The sequence below is a fragment of the Variovorax sp. OV084 genome (genome assembly GCF_900111625.1).
Taxonomy (GTDB): Bacteria; Pseudomonadota; Gammaproteobacteria; order Burkholderiales; family Burkholderiaceae_C; genus Variovorax.
Map to the genome: position 1 here is coordinate 738,469 of NZ_FOII01000001.1, position 16,244 is coordinate 754,712.

The window sequence follows — 16,244 nt, forward strand, 5'->3', positions numbered from 1 at the left end:
ACTCCCCCACTCCTGCTTGTTTCGCAATCAACCCATCGTGACGATGAGCCGCCCGGTGACACGACCTTGCGCGCTCAGTTCATGCGCGGCGGCAATGCGGTCCAACGGAAAGGCCTTCTCTACGGGCAAGGTGAACGATCCAGCGGTGAACAGCGCTGCAGCGCCTGCCAGTGCCTCGGTCGAGTCCGTCGGCTCGAACGATGTCTTTGCGCCGTATTGAGGTGCAGACAAGTCCGCGATCGACAAGACCCGCGAGGGGGCGCCGGTGATCGCCACCAGTTCCTGAATGACGCCAGAACCGGCGATGGGCCGGGCGCAGTTAGCGAGCCGCGTCGGTTCTGGTTTTCTGCCGCAGATCCTGGACATCGCGCCGCGGCGGCGCGCCGAACAGACGGCCGTATTCGCGGCTGAACTGCGACGGGCTCTGATACCCCACCTGGAACGATGCGCTCGAAGCATCGATGCCTTCGGACAGCATCAGCCTGCGCGCTTCGTTCAGGCGCAGCCACTTCTGGAACTGCAGCGGGCTCATGGCCGTCAGGGCACGGAAATGCCGACGGAAACGCGACGGACTCATCTGCACGTCGGCCGCAAGCGTCTCTACGCGCAGCGGCTGCGCGAAATTCAGCTTCAACCATTCGATGGCACGCGCGATGCGCTGGTTGTGGCTTCCTGCCGACGCCATCTGCCACAGCCGCGCGCCCTGCTCGCTCATCAACAAGCGATAGAAGATCTCCTTGCACATCATTGGCGCAAGCACCGGAACGGCCGCCGGATCGTCCAGCAGGTCGACGAGCCGCAAGAAGAGTTCGAGGAATTTCTCCGTCGTTTCGCCCAGAACCAGGCCCGGCAGCAAGCTCGCCTGTCCCTCCAGCGCCGGCGGTTCGGCCTGCAGGACGAGCTCCGCGATGCTGCGTGCATCCAGCGTCAGCACCAGGCTCAGGTATGGCCGGTCTGGGTGCGCCTCCACTGCCTGCAACACCACCGGCAAGTTGAGCGCGGCGAGGAGGAAGCGGCCACTGTGATAGCTGTAGGCATGCTCGCCCAGCAGCGCGCGCTTGGCGCCCTGCACGGTCAGCGCAATGCTGGGGCCCACCATGCAGTTCATCGGCTCTGTCGGCTCGTCGTGACGATAGAGCGTCAATCCCGGAACGGCGGTGGCGACTTGCTCGACGCCGTCCGTCCAGCGCGCGATGCGGTGTGCCAGCGCGGCTCGCAGGGCTTCGAACGTATCCGGCTGCACGCCGGAACTGGGCCGCTCTTGCTTCACTTCTCTTTCTCCACGGCTGAATCGGTGCATGGTAGGGCGTACTTGCCGGTCGCTTGTCCATTACCTGCGGCGACGGTCGGATCAGGCAAGAACTCGCGCGGATCTGTCTATCGAGGCTGTCGTGTTTGCGCCAAGAATGACACATGCCATTTCCGACCATTCGCGCGCCCAGGCATTTCTGGAAGCTCGCACTCTTCGGCACGTCGCTGCTGACGCTGGCGCTGAGCGAGACAGCGCTCGCCCAACCGGCCTCGACACCGCTCGTGCGATTTGCAGAACTCGATGTCGACAAGACCCGGCTCGACGACTTTCGCAAGGCCGCGCGCGAAAACGCCGAGGCCAGCATGCTGGAGCCGGGAGTCCTCGCCTTCCACGCCGCGGCGGAGAAAGACAACCCCGGTCGCGTCCGTGTGTTTGAGATGTACGTCGACGCGCAGGCCTACAGGGCTCACGTGCAGACGCCCCACTTCCAGAAATTTCGCGCGGTGACCGACGCCATGATGCTGCGCCGTGAACTGCATGAAGTCGTACCCGTGCGTCTTGGAGCCAAGGCAAGCCTGAGCGGCCAGCCGCTCGTGCGCGTGGCGGAACTCACGATCGATCCAGCCCAGCTCCAGGCCTACAAGGACGCCGTGACGGAAGAAATCGACACGTCGATCCGCATCGAGCCGGGCGTGCTGGCAATCTATGCAGTTGCACTGAAGGCGCAGCCCGCTCAATTGCGCTTCTTCGAGATCTACGCGGATGACGCGGCGTATCGATTGCATATCGACTCGCCGCATTTCAAGAAGTACGTCGAGACCACCAAGTCCATGATCGTTTCGCGCAAGCTCATGGAGGCGCAGCCCATCGCCCTCGGCCTTCCCTCACGCTGAATTCACCACACCACGCTTGCATCCATGATCTCGTTCACCCATATCAAGAGCCTGCAGATTGCCGCTCTTGCCGCCGTCGTCCTGAGCGGCTGCGCAGCGGATGCCGTGCACACGCAGGCTTCTGCCACCAAGGCACCGGCCTACTACGTCTCGGAATTCGAGGTCACGGATCCGGAGGGCATCAAGCCCTACAGCGCGCAAGTGGACTCGACCTTCAAGCCCTTCGGCGGCTACTACTTCGTGCGGGGCGGGCAGGTCAACTCACTCGAAGGCGAGCCTGGCAAACGCATCGTCATGATTGCCTTCCCCAGCCTCGAGCAGGCACAGGCCTGGTACGACTCGCCAGCGTATCGGGCGATCCGGCCCATTCGCTTCAAATCGGCGAAGTCGCGCGTGTACATCGTCGAGGGTGCTCCGCCTGTGCCAGAACACGTCCTTCGGTAACGGGCCAAGCAAGAGAAGAAGACGAAAGCATCGTCCGTGAAACCATCGAATCAGCCTGCGCGGCCTGCGGAACGCCGCATGTTCTTCAAGGCAGTGGGCAGAAGGTTCAGATAGCGCCCGGAGACTTCGCTTGCGCATCCTCCGCACGCGTATGTGTTTGCAGGCACGTGTGGTCAGGCGAAGGTCATGGAGCGCTGCCATAAACGCGGCATCGTGCGGGAACTGCAGGCCTGCAAAGGTTGGCAGCCGCACGACCACATCTTCGATTTGATAAAAGCCACGCGCCTCTCATGAAACTAATTGAATTGCTGCACAGAACTGCGCGTCTGCTGACGATCGGCTGCGGGATCGCCCTCTTCGCTTCCCAATGCCTTGCTGAAACCGAAGTGCGTGAAGAGCGGCTCATGCTGCCTGTCCGTGTTGCGCCCGACAAGGTCGAGCTGCTCGAGGCGTTCGTGGTTCGACCTGTCGGCGACGGGAAATTTCCGGTTGCGCTCATCGTGAACGGCTCCAACGGAAAACTCGAACCTTCGGACATGCATGCCGATTGGTTGTCCCATCTTGCCCATGATTTTGCGCATCGCGGCTGGTTGGCCGCGTCGGTCGTCTGGCGCGGCTATGGCAACTCGACCGGCGCCGTTCAGGACGAGGCCGGCACTTGCAAGGCGCCTGACGTTGCGCATTACTTCGATGCGCATGCCGACGACCTGGGCCAGGTGCTGAATGCACTGCACAGCCGACCGGACGTCGACCCGGCGACGACGCTGGGTGTCGGCTTTTCGATCGGCGGCGCCTCCATGCTGGACCTGGCGGCCCGCGCGGATCATCCGTTGACGGCCGTGGTGAACATATCGGGCGGCGTCTACCACCACAATGCCACTCCTGGTGTGCGCGCCTCGGGCTGCGATCTCTTCGATGCGGACCTCGTCCGCACCATGAACGGGTTCGGGAAAACGTCGCGGGTACCAACGCTGTGGCTATACGCGGAAAACGATCCGTTCTTCGGCCCGAAGCTTATGGAACGCATGCTTGTCGCCTATCGCTCAGGCGGCGGCATTGCCGACTCTGTCCTGCTCCCGCCGTTTGAGAAGGACGGGCATACGCTCTTTCGCTGGCAAGCCAGCGCGCTGACGCGGCCGGAAATAGACAGGTTTCTTCGAAGCAACCATCTCCCCGCGGGAGATCGCGTGGACCTGACGGCGTTTCTCGATGGCTTGCCGCCGGAATCGCGCCAACAGGCGATGCTCTATTTCCACGGTGTCCCCAATGAAAAGGCCATGGCGATGTCGGCAGAAGGCGGGCGTGTCTACTGGGCTCAGGACGCCCACTCCCCGGACAAGGCACGAAACTCCGCCCTTTCCTACTGTCGCCAGAAGACGGGGCAGTCATGCCGGATATTCGCGGAGAACGATCGCCTGATGGGCAGCTAGCTGTTGCGGCGTGAGTTGCGACTCTACAGACTTGCACAAGCGTCTCGGCTTGGCGCGTCAACTCTGCTCCCTGTACCACTCAAGATGAACGCCCTGCGCATCGACTTCTGGCATCAACAGGTCCGGGGCTTCTACTTCGCAGCGTTAACCTGCTGCGGCTGATTCAGGTACTGGGACGGAATAGCGTCTCTGTAGTAGGCCTTTCCAGTGAGGTTCTGATTTGCCGAATGCGCCTCCTTGACTGCCTCGGCATGGACGGCATCCCGGGACTTCGAGTACCCGAGTGGAGCAGCGACTCCACTCGATGCGGAATCCCGATAGGGGTCTTCCTTTTTCGCCACGGTTGCGGCCTCTGCGTCGACGTCCGCCCGAGAGCGAACGCTGGAGCTTTGGAGTACGCCATCGTAGATTTCTGCCTGGGCGTTCGAAGCGAAAAGAAGCGCAAGAAAAGCGCCCTGAGCAATTTGAATCTTCTTCATATCGGTCCTTGAAAATTGTCGGCTGGTACTTTCTCGGCTCAAACTTTCATCGATCTGAAAGTTGTCGGCCAGAGAACGCAATTTTCTGGTGCGTTATTACCGTCGAAGTACGGGTACGTAGCAACGCCGCGTCTTCAAAGCGGAAACCTCATCCCTCTTCGCCTAGGAGGTCGAGCAAGTCGACCGCTCTGGCTCAAGCACCGCGTGCAGGCTTGAGAGGTTTGATCCGGTCCTCAAGAAAGTTCAGGAACGCACGCTGTACAGCCGTACTGTGTCGCCTCTGCAAGTAAACAGCCGACAGCCACATGTCGCCGCGAACGAACTTCGACAACGCCGGCACCAGCCGTCCGCTTTCGATGTAAGGCGCCAGCATTGCCGTAGGCAAGTAGAGAACCCCTGCTCCCAATAACGCGGCCTGGATCAGCGGCGCCGCCTCCGTTGCATTCAGGCGTCCGCTCACGGGGACTTCCAATGGAGCACCGTCAACCTCGAAACGCCACTTCGGTTGAGGGTTCAGATGTGTGCTGACCAGCGCGTTGTGGTTGGCGAGATCATTGGGGTGAGCCGGCATGCCGTGCGCCGCCCAATACATCGGTGCAGCACAAACGCTCAGGTCCATCGCAATCAATTTTCGAACAATGAGATTCTCGTTGGCCGTCGGCGCAAACCGCAGTGCGATGTCAATGCCGTCCTCCGCCAGATCTACGATCCGGTTGGTGAGGACCAAGTTGATGCTGACTTCCGGATAGTGGCCCAGGAAGGTATTGATAAGCGCTGGAAGCTGCGTCTGGTCTATGCCATGCGGCGCGGAAATGCGCAGGCGTCCGCGGGGAGTCAACGCCCGATCCTGGAGTTCTGCCTGAGTTTCTTCCACCAGTTCCAGCATGGGTTTGCTTCTTTCGAGCAGCAATACCCCGGCGTCCGTCAGGCTTACAGCGTGGCTGGTGCGGTTCAGTAAGCGGACACCGAAGCGACTTTCCAGCGTCGCGATGTACTTGCTGACGGTTCCTCTGGACAGCTTCAGCTGACTCGCGGCGCGGGAGAAGCTGCCGGAGCCCGCGACTTCGCTGAAGGTTCTCAAGAGATCCAGGCTATCCAAGGGCTTCTCCCGGCTGTGCGAGCCGCAGGACGAACTCTTCAGGCGAGACCGAGTTTTTTTCTGAGGCTCGCATCGACGATCCCTGCGGGCATGAAGCGGCGCAGTTTCGTCAGGATGGACGCCTGCCCCGGTGGCGTGCAACGCATGCGCCAGGGACCGAGTGCCGCCTCAACGATGGTATTTGCCACGCTCTGCGGCCCGGGCGCGCTGCCGACGCTGTCGGTCACAGAACGCTCGACCAGGTCGCGTTCGCGGTCGTAGTCCCCGATCGGCGCGTTCGCACGGGGGGCGTTGGCGTCAAGGTTGGTCCGGGTGAACGCCGGCTGCACCAGCGTCGCGCGAATGCCGAACTGTCGCACCTCGTGGTCCAGCGACTCCGACAGCCCTTCGACTGCATGCTTGGTGGCCGCATACATTCCCATGTACGGTGCCGGCAATACACCGAACACCGAACTGACATTGACGATTCGCCCGCGACGCTGCTTGCGCATATACGGGAGCACGGCGCGCGTGGTGCGAAGCATGCCCAAGACGTTGGTGTCGAACAGCGCCGCGGCCTCTGCCGTCGCGGTCTCCTCGACCGCGCCGATCATCATCATCCCCGCGTTATTGACCAGCACATCGATGCGCAGGGCCCTGGCAATGATGGATTCGATGCCGGCCTGCACCGATTCCTCTTCCCGGACATCCATCTCGACGAACTCGACATCGGGCAGCGCGGGCACCTTGCGCAGGTCGCGCGTTGTGCCGAAGACCCGGCAACCTCGCGCGGCAAAGATCTCCGCAGCGACGCGTCCGATGCCCGATGACGCGCCGGTCACAACAACAACCGATGAAACCGACATGGTGTTTTCCTTCGATCGGAATGAGTGATGAAACGCGCCGTCAGTGCGTCGCCGCGTTGCCGCTGCCCGGCCTGATCCTGAACCAAATAGAGTACATGGCCGGCAAGAACACCAAGGTCAGAACCGTCCCCGCCAAGGTGCCGCCGATCAGCGTGTAGGCGAGCGCTCCCCAGAACACCGAGTGGGTCAATGGAATGAAGGCCAGGATCGCCGCCAGCGCCGTCAGGATCACCGGCCGCGCACGCTGCACGGTGGCTTCGACCACCGCATGGAACGGGTCCAGCCCCTCCTGCTCATTGTGGTGAATCTGCCCGATCAGGATCAGCGTGTTGCGCATCAGGATGCCCGACAACGCGACAAGTCCGACGAGCGCATTGATGCCGAACGGCGCCCGGAAAAGAATCAGCATCGGCACCACGCCGATCAGGCCCAGCGGACTCGTCAGGAAGACCATGACCATCGCCGAGATGGAGCGCACCTGGAAGATGATGATGAGCAGCGTGATCGCCAGCATGATCGGGAACAACGGCAGCATGGCCTTGGTTGCCTTTTCCGACTCCTCGATGGAGCCGGCCTGATCGATGCGATAGCCGGGCGGCAGCTTGTCCATGAGGGGCTGAAGCTGATGGGTGATGGCCGTCGATACGTCCGGCGGCTGCAGGCCATCGGCGATGTCGCCATGAACGTTGATCGTCGGCATGCGGTCGCGCCGGCGCATGACCGGTTCTTCCATGCGTACGTCGACCTCGCCCACCTGCGACAGCGGGATGCGTTGCCCGTTGGCGCCGGACAGCGTGAAGTCCGCAATTCGCGCCGGGTCGAGGCGGATGGCGCCGGCCGAACGGGCCACGACCTGCACCGTTCGAATGTCCTCGCGCACGGCGGTGACAGGCACGCCACTCAGGAAGAACTGCAGCTGCTGCGCCACCGCGGCGGAGGTCAGCCCCACGGCCTGCAACCGGTCCTGGTGCAAGGTGAAGTGCAGCGTGGGCGTGCGCGTGCCCCAGTCGGTGTTGACCGTGCGCATCATCGGACTCGCATCCATGACCCGCTGCACCTCGGCCGCAATATTGCGCAGCTTGTCGGGGTCCGGGCCCGTGACCCGGTAGGCAACGGGGAACGGCGAATACGGGCCGAACACGAGCTGGGTGACGCGCACGCGCGCCTCGGAGGCAAGACCGTCGGCGATCGCCTGGCGCAGCCGGTGCTTCAAGGCATCACGCTCTTCCTGGCTGGCGGTGCGGACCACGATCTTGGCGAACGACGGATCGGGCAGCTCCGGCCCCATCGCAAAGTAGAAGCGCGGCGCGCCCTGCCCGATGTAGGCCGTGACGATATGGGCTTCCTTCTGCTTGGCCAGCCACGCCTCCACCTTCGCCGCGGCGTCGCTCGTCTGGGTGATCGACGTGCCATAGGGCATCTGCACCTCGACCAGCACCTCGGGGCGATCGGAGATCGGGAAGAACTGTTTCTTGACCAGACTCATGCCAAGAATGGCCGCCACGAAAAGGCCGACCACCGCACCGGCGACCAGCCACTTGCGCGCGATCACACGCCCCAACACCTGACGCAGACGGTTGTAGCGCGGCGTGTCGTAGATCGCGGCATGGCCGCCCTCGACCTTCTTGAAGTCGGGCAGCAGCTTGACGCCGAGGTAGGGGGTGAAGACCACAGCGACGACCCAGGACGCGATCAGCGCAATGCCGACGATCCAGAACATGTTGCTGGTGTATTCGCCCGCGGTCGATGGCGCGAAGCCGTTGGGCATGAAGCCCACAGCCGTGACCAGCGTGCCCGAGAGCATCGGCGCCGCAGTGTGGCTCCAGGCATAGGCGGAGGCGGCGACGCGGCTGTAGCCCTCCTCCATCTTCACCACCATCATCTCGATCGCGATGATCGCGTCGTCCACCAGGAGGCCCAATCCCAGGATCAGCGACCCGAGCGTGATGCGGTCGAAGTTCTTTCCGGTCGCAGCCATCACCACGAAGACGATCGCCAATGTCAGCGGCACGGCGGCAGCGACCACGAGGCCCGCACGCCAGCCCATGCTCAGGAAGCTCACGAGCATGACCACCAGCAGTGCGGCAAAGAACTTGACCATGAATTCGTCGACCGAGGCGCTGATGTTGACGGCCTGGTCCGTGACCTTGCTCAGGCTCATGCCCAGCGGCTGCTCGGCGTTGATGGCGCTGACTTCGTGATCCAGCGCCTTGCCCAGGTCGAGCCCGTTCCAGCCTTCGCGCATGACAACGCCCAGCAGCAGGGCTGGCTCGCCGCCGTTGCGGATCATGAAGGTCGCCGGATCTTCATAGCCACGCTTGACGGTGGCGATGTCGGACAGCTTCAGGGTGCGGCCCTGTGCCACGACCGGCGTATCGCGGATCTTCTGCAGCTCGTCGAAGGAGCCGTCCAGGCGGATGAACACCTGGGGCCCCTTGGTTTCGACAGAGCCCGCCGGCGTCAGGGCATTCTGGCCATTGAGCGCGCCGAACACGTCCTGCGGACCGATACCCAAGGTTGCCAGGCGCTCGTGCGAGAACTCGACATAGATGCGTTCGGATTGCTCGCCGGCGATGTTGACCTTCTTCACGCCCGCCACATGCAGGAGGCGCTGGCGCAGCGTCTCCGCGTCGCGCACCAGCAGGCGCTGCGCCTCGCCCTTGGCCTTGAGCGCGTACAGCGCAAAAGTGACGTCCGCGTATTCGTCGTTGATCATCGGCCCGATCACACCGGCCGGTAGGTTGCCCGCCTCGTCGCCGACTTTCTTGCGGGCCTGGTAGAACTGTTCCTGGACCTGCGAAGGTGGCGTGCTGTCGAGCAGGGTCAGTGTCGTGAAGGCCAGGCCGGGCCTGGTGTAGGTTTCGGAACGGTCGTAGTAGCGCAGCTCCTGCAGGCGCTTCTCGATCTTCTCGGTGACCTGGTCCTGCATCTCTTGCGCGGTGGCGCCAGGCCAGGCGGTGATGATGGTCATCACCTTGACGGTGAAGGCGGGGTCTTCCGCCCGGCCCAGCGTGAAGAACGAAACAAGACCCGCCAGCGAGATCAGGAAAATCAGGAACAGGGTGATGGAGCGCTCGCGGACCGCGAGCGCCGACAGGTTGAATCGGCCTTCGCTCACGGGCGGACTCCGTCAGCAGCAGCCTGGCCCGCCACCCGCACCTGCTCGCCCTCGTGCAACAGGTGGGCGCCGAGCGCGACGATGCGGTCGCCTTGCTTGAGTTGGCCAGCGAGGATGCGTGCGCCGTCGTCTTCCAGGTGCTCGACCACGACCGGCCGCCAGTTGACCTTGGCCGGCTCGCCGCCGATGACCCACACGCCTGGCCCCTTGCCAGCATCGAACAGGGCGCCGATCGGCACCTGCAAGCCACCTTGCGCAGAGGAAAGCCCGTCCGGAATCCGGATGGTGACCGTGGCGCCCAGCGGCGCGTTGGCAAGGTCGCCCTTGAGCACATAGCGCGCCTCGAAGGTGCGGGTCTGCCGATCCGCGGCCTCCGAGAGCTGCCGCAGCGTGGTCGGCACCGTCACATCCTCTTTGCCGAAAAGCGTGGCCTGTCCGGCGGAACCGACCGCCGGGCGCAGGGTCTCCGGCAGCTGGACAACGGCTTCGCGCGGACCGGCGCGGGCCACGCGCACCACGGCCTGCCCAGCGCTCACGACCTGGCCGGGTTCGGCCAGCGTTTCCATGACGACGCCATCGCCGTCCGCCACAAGCTCGGCATAGCGGCTCGCGTTGCGGGCCACGTCGGCCTGGGCCTCGGCCGCGCTGAGCTGGGCTTTGGCGGCGTCCGCGGCCGCCTTGATCTGGTCGTAGGCCGATGCCGAGATCGCACCGGTGCCGCGCAGATCGCGGTAGCGGGCTTCATCCTCCGCCGTCTGCTGCGAGCGCGCCCGCGCGGCGGCAACCGCCTCCAGCTGCGCATGGGCCGCGAGCTTCAGGTCGGCAGGGTCGATGCGCATGAGCAACTGACCGCGCTTGACGGCCTGCCCCGCGTCCACCAGCCGCTCCAGCACCTTGCCGGAAATCCGGAATCCCAAGTCGCTCTGGACCCGGGCGGCTACGGTGCCGGTGAAGGCGCGCGATGTGGCACCGGCCCCCTGGACGGTGGCGGTGCGCACCTGCGGCGCTTGAGTGCGCGGATCGGACGGCGATTTTTCGCCGCAAGCGACCAGCGCGAACGGCAATGCGCAGATGACTGCAGAGGTAGCAAGGCGGCGCCAAAGCATGAGAGTCCCGGTGACGAAGTGATCAGGACCCGCATTTTGATACTTGTGACCAATTCAGTCAATAGTCACATCAATCTCTGCCTCATGGCGAAAGACTGCGCAGCACCAGCCCAGACAGTTGCGCCGGCGCTTCAGCCGTGTGGTCGAAGCTGTGCTGCAGGAGAAGCGGATTGATGTAGGGGCGCATGACAAGGTGGATGGCCCCCACCGCCTCGTCCAGCGGCGTCTTGCGCTCGAACTCGCCCATTTCCCGCCCTTCGCGCAGGATGTCCTGGAGCAGTTGCCGAATGCGCTCTTCATAGACGACTACCGCCTGCCACCGCTCGGTGGCCGCCGAGATCGCAATTTCGTAGAGCTTGCGATCCTCGGAGAACAGCCGAAGGCTTGCTTCGACCACCGACTTGAACATCCGACGCAACTTCTCGGGAGGGCGATCGGCGCCGTCGACGGCCGCCCGGACCTCGGCTTCGATCTCGCGCAGGCAGTTCGCGCAGATCATTTCGCCGATCGCCTGCTTGGACTCGAAGAACTTGTAGATGTAGGCCTTGGAAAACCCGATGGCCTTGGCGAGGTCGGAGACGGTCGTCTTCTCGTAGCCATACCGGCTGAAGTGCTCGGTCGCCGCGGCAACGATCTGGTCCCGCACATCGTGGTCGGCAGGGCCGCGCGCCACAGCCGGAGAAAGAGTTGCATTGCTCATGGCCGACAGCTTACAGCGAGCAGGGGAAATCAACAACGAGTGACCATATTGAATTATAGTCACATCAATTCGACGCCTCTTTCCCGCCCTCTTTCCGGAAGAATTCCATGCTCCAGCGCGTTTTTGTCCCGCTCTTCGCTGCCAGCCTCGTCGCAGGTTGCGCGGTCGGCCCCAACTATGTCCGGCCCGATACGCCGCTGCCGCAGCAGTACCTCGGCCAGGCGGCCGTCGATGCACGACCTGCCTCAACCAGCGTCGACCGACTCGCATGGTGGACAGGTTTCGGCGACCCGCAACTGGCTCGGTTCGTCACGCTTGCACTGGCGCAGAACCTCGATCTTGTGCAGGCGTCCGCGCGCGTCGCTCAAGCGCGTGCGGGACTGGGGGCGGCGAATGCTGCCTTGCTGCCTTCGGGAAACATCAGTGGACAAGCTGCCCGGGCTTATCAGTCCGTTGAAACGCCGCTGGGACAAGTCTTGAACTCGAGGCCCGGCTTCGACCGCTACGGCAATGCCTACGAAGCGAATCTCGGTGCAAGCTGGGAAGTGGATGTTTTCGGCGGCCTGCGCCGTGGACGCGAAGCGGCACTTGCCGAGTACCAGGCTTCGGAAGCAGGCGCGGCCGCAACAAGGTTGACCGTGGCGGCGCAGACCGCCGACATCTACATCAGCATCCGCGGACTGCAGACTCGGCTCGACGTGGCGCGCCGGCAGGTGCTCACGCAGCAAGAGTTGCTGTCCAAGGTCAATCTTCTGTACGGCAAGGGGTTGACGGCCGAACTTCAGGTGCGGCAGGCCGAAGGCGCGCTGGCACAGGTTCGGGCATCCGTCCCGGCGCTCGAGGCGGGGCTGGACGCGGCCATGAATGCGCTGGATGTGATGCTGGGCTCGCCCCCGGGCACGCACCGGGCGGAACTGGCCAACTTGGGCGTCATCCCGGTCGCCCCGCAGATCACGGACGCGGGAACGCCGGGCGACTTGCTCAGGCGGCGGCCCGATCTGATCGCGGCCGAGCGCCGCCTCGCCGCATCGAACGCACGCATCGGCGTCGCCATTGCCGAGTACTACCCCAAGCTCTCCCTGAGCGGCCTGATCGGCAGCGCGACATCGGTGTCCGGCGGCAACCTGTTCACCAGCGGCGCAAGCCAGGCCGCTGGCGTGCTGGGCCTGCGCTGGCGCCTGTTCGACTTTGGCCGCATCAACGCGCAGATCGATCTGGCCAAGGGCCAGGATGCCGAACTGCTCGCGGCTTACCGGCTGGCCGTGCTGCGTGCCACCGAGGATGTGGAAAACGCCTTCTCGGCCCTGGTCAAGCGCGAGGAACAAGCCAGCGTGCTTGCTCAGGGCGTGGACTCGCTCGACCGAGCGCGAGGCGCTTCATTCGCGGCCTACCAGAAAGGCGTTGTCAGCCTGATCGAAGTGCTTCAGGCAGACGAGAACCTGCTGCGCGCTTCCGACGCGCGAGCACAAGCGCAAACCGAATCGGCACGCGCCGCGGTCACCGCCTTCAAGGCATTGGGGGGTGGCTGGCAACCAAGCGGAACCGACGCGGTTGCAACCCGATAGGTGCCGTCCGTGTACGACCCTTTGCAAGCACTTGAACTGGGGAAATCAAAATGAGTGATGACCGCGGTGCTACGGAAAAACCTGCGCCAGGCTTCTGGCGGAAATTGATACTGGCGCTTGAAGGTATGGACGAGTCCTATGTAGCGGACTTGGAATCGCGCATTCGCATGCTCGAAGTCGAGGTCGCTCGACTTGGTGAACTCGAAAGAAAGCGTGGCAACTCCTCGCCGCACTGCGCTACCTGGAATGCTTCTGAAGCCTCCGGCTCGATGACATCCTGACCCGAAGGCACGAGGTCTTACGCTGCCATCGAATGGCACGAGGCCCCTACTCCGAGTGCTCGCGCGCGTACACCCGCAAGCCATCGACGTTCAGGACGTCGATGCTTCCGTAGCGGATGTGAAGCAGGCCCGCTTCCTCCAACTCGTGCAGGGCGCGATGGGCGACCTGGCGGGAAATTCCGGCCAGCCGGCCAATCTCCTCCTGCGAAATATGCAGGACTGGATGGGTCTGGGGGTTGAGTTGAGGATTGAAGAGTTCAGCTAGGCAGCCCGCCACACGCGAACTGATGTCGTGCATCCGATAGCTCTCGGCCAGCGCAATGAACTGGCCGAGTCTTGCGTTGAGCTGATCGATCATGAAATGGCAAAAGCTCAAGCTGTTGGCGACCAAGTAGTGAAAGGTCTGGCTCGGCATCAACGCAATGCGGGTGTCGCGCAGCGCGACAACGCCATAGGGACGCAACTCCCCCTTGAGAACGGAACCTTCCCCGAGCCAACCGCCATTGGTGACCCCGGTCAATGTGGTGCTTCGGCCGTCCGCCGACAGGACGTCCACTTTGACCATCCCTTCGACGATTCCGATCCAGTGCGTCGCCGCGCTTGATTTGTGGCAGACGATCTCACCAGCCGAATAGAAGCGGTCCTGCGTTTCCAGTTCGACGCGCTGAAGTTGGTCGCGCGTCAGTCCGCCAGCCCAAGCAGCCGCTCGCAACATCGAAATGGTCTGCGCGTGATTTGTCATCGGAAAGACTTTCTTCCTCGGTCTTAGTGCCTAGCATGCGCTGCGCAGGCGACGGCCTGAGTCGTCTGAGTTTATGTGGCAGTACGAACAGGAGACAAATCATGAGAAACCCTCTCTCGATGGCAGGCTACGCGCTGCTGAGCATTCCCATCCTGCTGACCGCCTGCGGCGGCGGAGGTGACGGCGCAGGCAACTGGCCGGTGCTGTTCCCGACACCGGCGCCAACGCAAACACCGCCGCCGACACCGGTTGCGACGGCGCAGGAGAAGTGCTCGATCTTCGCCGGCGCTTCGCTTGCCGGTGCAGCGCTCAAAGAGGCGACGCTCGTCCCGGCGGCAGCAGGAGCTGCGGAGTACTGCAAGGTCACGGGCATCCTGCACGGCACGCTCAACTTCGAAGTGCATCTCCCCACTGTGTGGAACAACAAGCTCCTGTATGCCGGCGGCGGCGGTTGGGACGGCAGCATCAACATCACGCCCGTCTCGCCAAGCGGTGCAACTGCCGGCTACGTACTCGTGGCCTCGGATGGCGGGCGCCAGGGAGACGCCTTGGACGCTTCGGCCTTCCTGAACAATCCCACGGCTCAGGCGGACTTCGGCTATCTCTCGATCCATTCGGTCAATGAGGTCACCAAGGAGATCGTTCGCAAGCGCTATGGCTCGGATGCCGCGTTCAGCTATTTCGAGGGCTGCTCCAATGGCGGCAGGGAGGCATTGATCCAGGCCACGCGCTTCCCGAACGACTTCGACGGCATCGTCGTGCGGGCGCCGGCCTACTCTTTTACCGAACTGTTCCAGGCCTTCGTCGCGAACGGAAAGGCGCTCGCCGCGCCGGGCGGGCAACTCAGCGATGCGAAGGTCTCGCTTATCGGGAAGACCATCACCGCCCAGTGCGACGCTCTGGATGGTATTGCCGATGGCATCGTGAGCAACCAGGACGCCTGCACGTTCAACCCGGCGGTGTTGCGCTGCACGGCAGGCGACGCCGACACATGCCTGACCGATCCACAGATCGCGACTGCCAACACGATCTACTCCGAGCTCAAGCGTAAGGACGGGACAACCGTTTACCCCGGCTGGGGACCTGGCGGCGAAGACCAGGGCTGGCCCCTGTGGGTGACAGGCTCCGCCATCGGCGGAACCGGCCTCCAGTTCCAGTTCGGGAGCGGCCTCGTCAAGTACTGGGTCACGGGCGATCCGGCCTTCAACGTGCTTGGCTTTGATCCGGAGTTCTACTCCGCGGGACTGCGGCTCGCGGCCACCACGCTCGATGCGACGCCGGACCTTCGCTCCTTCTTCGGGCAGGGCGGCAAGATGATCCTTGCCCATGGAACGAACGACTGGGCGATCAGCTACAAGGGCTCGATCAAGTACTTCAACGATGTAGCGACCACGGTCGGCGGCGCATCCACGCGGGATGCCTCGATGGAGTTCTTCCTCCAGCCGGGCGTTCAGCATTGCGCCGGCGGTGTCGGTCCTGACACCGTCGACCTTGTGGACGCAGTCGCGAAGTGGCGAGAGGGTGGCACAAAGCCCTCCACGCAAAACATCGTGGCGACGAAGCTGGATTCGACGACCAAAGCTCCGGTACTTGCGCGCCCCTTGTGCAAGTACCCGACCTTTCCGAAATACAAGGGCAGCGGCGACGTGAATTCGGCGGACAGCTACAGCTGCCAAAGTTCTTGAGCGTCTTCATTTGCTGAGGTAGCCCTACTTTCCCGTGTGTCCGGCCGCCGCCTCGCGCGGCCGGTCCATGACGTGTGCGCGGACGCGCTCGACACGGAAGCGAAGGTACCCTTCGACAGCAACACTCAAGTTGCGCTGCTAGGCCTTCTTGGCCCAAGCGCTGCACCAGCCTTTGGCACTGACCTGTTTTCCAGCAAACAACGCGCAGTTACCTTGCGCGTCCGTCGGCTTGGATTGCCAGAGCGCGCAACCGCTGCATAACTGGGCGTTGTCGTGCTTGGGAAATTTCTTCGCGTCGGCCTTCGACGAATCGGCGACGTAGCCTAGAGCCGCGGCCTGCGGATCCTTTTCTTCAAGTCGGGCCTGCGCGAACGAGCTGGGGGCGGAAATGGCAGCGCCCGTCGCGGCAAGCGTGAGCATGAAGGTGCGGCGGCTGGAGTTCATCGTGAGTCTTTCGTTGTGTTGGAGACGGAAATCAGGTTGCCCGACGCAGAGTTGCGCTCGCTCAGACCCGCAAGCACGAGAACACCCGTGGCCAGGAGCGTGGCGATGCAGAACCCCAGGGTTTGCAGGGCTCCGCTCAATGTGATGTTGTTCATGGGACG

The 16,244-nt window shown here is 63.4% G+C and carries 17 protein-coding genes; 6 read left to right on the forward strand and 11 right to left on the reverse strand.

Annotated elements, in window-relative coordinates; all coding sequences use genetic code 11:
- Positions 1 to 27: 27 nt before the first annotated feature.
- Both BMW87_RS35430 and BMW87_RS03645 read right to left on the reverse strand, forming a co-directional pair.
- Complete coding sequence (locus BMW87_RS35430) at positions 28 to 366, reverse strand: zinc-binding dehydrogenase (RefSeq protein WP_093074212.1); 339 nt, start codon at positions 364 to 366, stop codon at positions 28 to 30.
- Positions 320 to 1,270, reverse strand: coding sequence for an AraC family transcriptional regulator (locus BMW87_RS03645; protein WP_256216637.1), 951 nt, complete (start codon positions 1,268 to 1,270; stop codon positions 320 to 322). The genes BMW87_RS35430 and BMW87_RS03645 overlap by 47 nt, the downstream gene beginning before the upstream one ends.
- 143 nt (positions 1,271 to 1,413) lie before the next feature.
- Between BMW87_RS03645 and BMW87_RS03650 the strand changes: the two genes are divergently transcribed.
- From BMW87_RS03650 to BMW87_RS03660, 3 genes are all read left to right on the forward strand, one after another.
- Entirely contained in the window at positions 1,414 to 2,145 is a 732-nt protein-coding gene (locus BMW87_RS03650; RefSeq protein WP_093074216.1) for a putative quinol monooxygenase, read from the forward strand.
- A 24-nt stretch (positions 2,146 to 2,169) separates the two neighbouring features.
- Complete coding sequence (locus BMW87_RS03655; RefSeq protein WP_093074218.1) at positions 2,170 to 2,589, forward strand: DUF1330 domain-containing protein; 420 nt, start codon at positions 2,170 to 2,172, stop codon at positions 2,587 to 2,589.
- Positions 2,590 to 2,879: 290 nt separating this feature from the next.
- Complete coding sequence (locus BMW87_RS03660) at positions 2,880 to 4,019, forward strand: hypothetical protein (protein WP_093074220.1); 1,140 nt, start codon at positions 2,880 to 2,882, stop codon at positions 4,017 to 4,019.
- Positions 4,020 to 4,150: 131 nt separating this feature from the next.
- Here the strand turns inward: BMW87_RS03660 and BMW87_RS03665 are convergent, their stop codons facing one another.
- The 6 genes from BMW87_RS03665 to BMW87_RS03690 form a co-directional block, all read right to left on the reverse strand.
- Positions 4,151 to 4,498 (reverse strand): hypothetical protein, encoded by a 348-nt coding sequence (locus BMW87_RS03665; protein WP_093074222.1) that lies wholly within the window; start codon positions 4,496 to 4,498, stop codon positions 4,151 to 4,153.
- Between the two features lie 193 nt (positions 4,499 to 4,691).
- Positions 4,692 to 5,597, reverse strand: coding sequence for a LysR family transcriptional regulator (locus BMW87_RS03670; RefSeq protein ID WP_093074224.1), 906 nt, complete (start codon positions 5,595 to 5,597; stop codon positions 4,692 to 4,694).
- 38 nt (positions 5,598 to 5,635) lie between these two features.
- Positions 5,636 to 6,442 (reverse strand): oxidoreductase, encoded by an 807-nt coding sequence (locus BMW87_RS03675; RefSeq protein ID WP_093074226.1) that lies wholly within the window; start codon positions 6,440 to 6,442, stop codon positions 5,636 to 5,638.
- 40 nt (positions 6,443 to 6,482) lie between these two features.
- Positions 6,483 to 9,560: an efflux RND transporter permease subunit gene (locus BMW87_RS03680; RefSeq protein WP_093074228.1), complete on the reverse strand. Its 3,078-nt coding sequence runs from the start codon at positions 9,558 to 9,560 to the stop codon at positions 6,483 to 6,485.
- Entirely contained in the window at positions 9,557 to 10,666 is a 1,110-nt protein-coding gene (locus BMW87_RS03685; RefSeq protein WP_093074230.1) for an efflux RND transporter periplasmic adaptor subunit, read from the reverse strand. The genes BMW87_RS03680 and BMW87_RS03685 overlap by 4 nt, the downstream gene beginning before the upstream one ends.
- Before the next feature lie 82 nt (positions 10,667 to 10,748).
- On the reverse strand, positions 10,749 to 11,366 hold the full coding sequence (locus tag BMW87_RS03690) for a TetR/AcrR family transcriptional regulator (protein WP_093074232.1): 618 nt from the start codon (positions 11,364 to 11,366) through the stop codon (positions 10,749 to 10,751).
- A gap of 107 nt (positions 11,367 to 11,473) precedes the next feature.
- Between BMW87_RS03690 and BMW87_RS03695 the strand changes: the two genes are divergently transcribed.
- The gene (locus BMW87_RS03695) at positions 11,474 to 12,931 is read left to right on the forward strand and encodes an efflux transporter outer membrane subunit (RefSeq protein WP_093074234.1); all 1,458 of its coding nucleotides are present in this window, start codon (positions 11,474 to 11,476) and stop codon (positions 12,929 to 12,931) included.
- A gap of 50 nt (positions 12,932 to 12,981) precedes the next feature.
- Positions 12,982 to 13,212, forward strand: a complete 231-nt coding sequence (locus tag BMW87_RS34665; RefSeq protein ID WP_143062557.1) for a Med9 domain-containing protein — start codon at positions 12,982 to 12,984, stop codon at positions 13,210 to 13,212.
- 46 nt (positions 13,213 to 13,258) lie between these two features.
- On the opposite strand, the gene BMW87_RS03700 is transcribed toward BMW87_RS34665, so the two are convergent.
- Positions 13,259 to 13,954, reverse strand: a complete 696-nt coding sequence (locus BMW87_RS03700) for a Crp/Fnr family transcriptional regulator (RefSeq protein ID WP_093074236.1) — start codon at positions 13,952 to 13,954, stop codon at positions 13,259 to 13,261.
- 101 nt (positions 13,955 to 14,055) lie between these two features.
- Between BMW87_RS03700 and BMW87_RS03705 the strand changes: the two genes are divergently transcribed.
- Positions 14,056 to 15,639, forward strand: coding sequence for a tannase/feruloyl esterase family alpha/beta hydrolase (locus tag BMW87_RS03705; RefSeq protein WP_177192714.1), 1,584 nt, complete (start codon positions 14,056 to 14,058; stop codon positions 15,637 to 15,639).
- A gap of 138 nt (positions 15,640 to 15,777) precedes the next feature.
- Here the strand turns inward: BMW87_RS03705 and BMW87_RS03710 are convergent, their stop codons facing one another.
- Positions 15,778 to 16,083: a high-potential iron-sulfur protein gene (locus BMW87_RS03710; RefSeq protein WP_093074240.1), complete on the reverse strand. Its 306-nt coding sequence runs from the start codon at positions 16,081 to 16,083 to the stop codon at positions 15,778 to 15,780.
- Positions 16,080 to 16,238: a hypothetical protein gene (locus tag BMW87_RS35025; RefSeq protein WP_177192715.1), complete on the reverse strand. Its 159-nt coding sequence runs from the start codon at positions 16,236 to 16,238 to the stop codon at positions 16,080 to 16,082. The genes BMW87_RS03710 and BMW87_RS35025 overlap by 4 nt, the downstream gene beginning before the upstream one ends.
- Between the last annotated feature and the right edge of the window lie 6 nt (positions 16,239 to 16,244).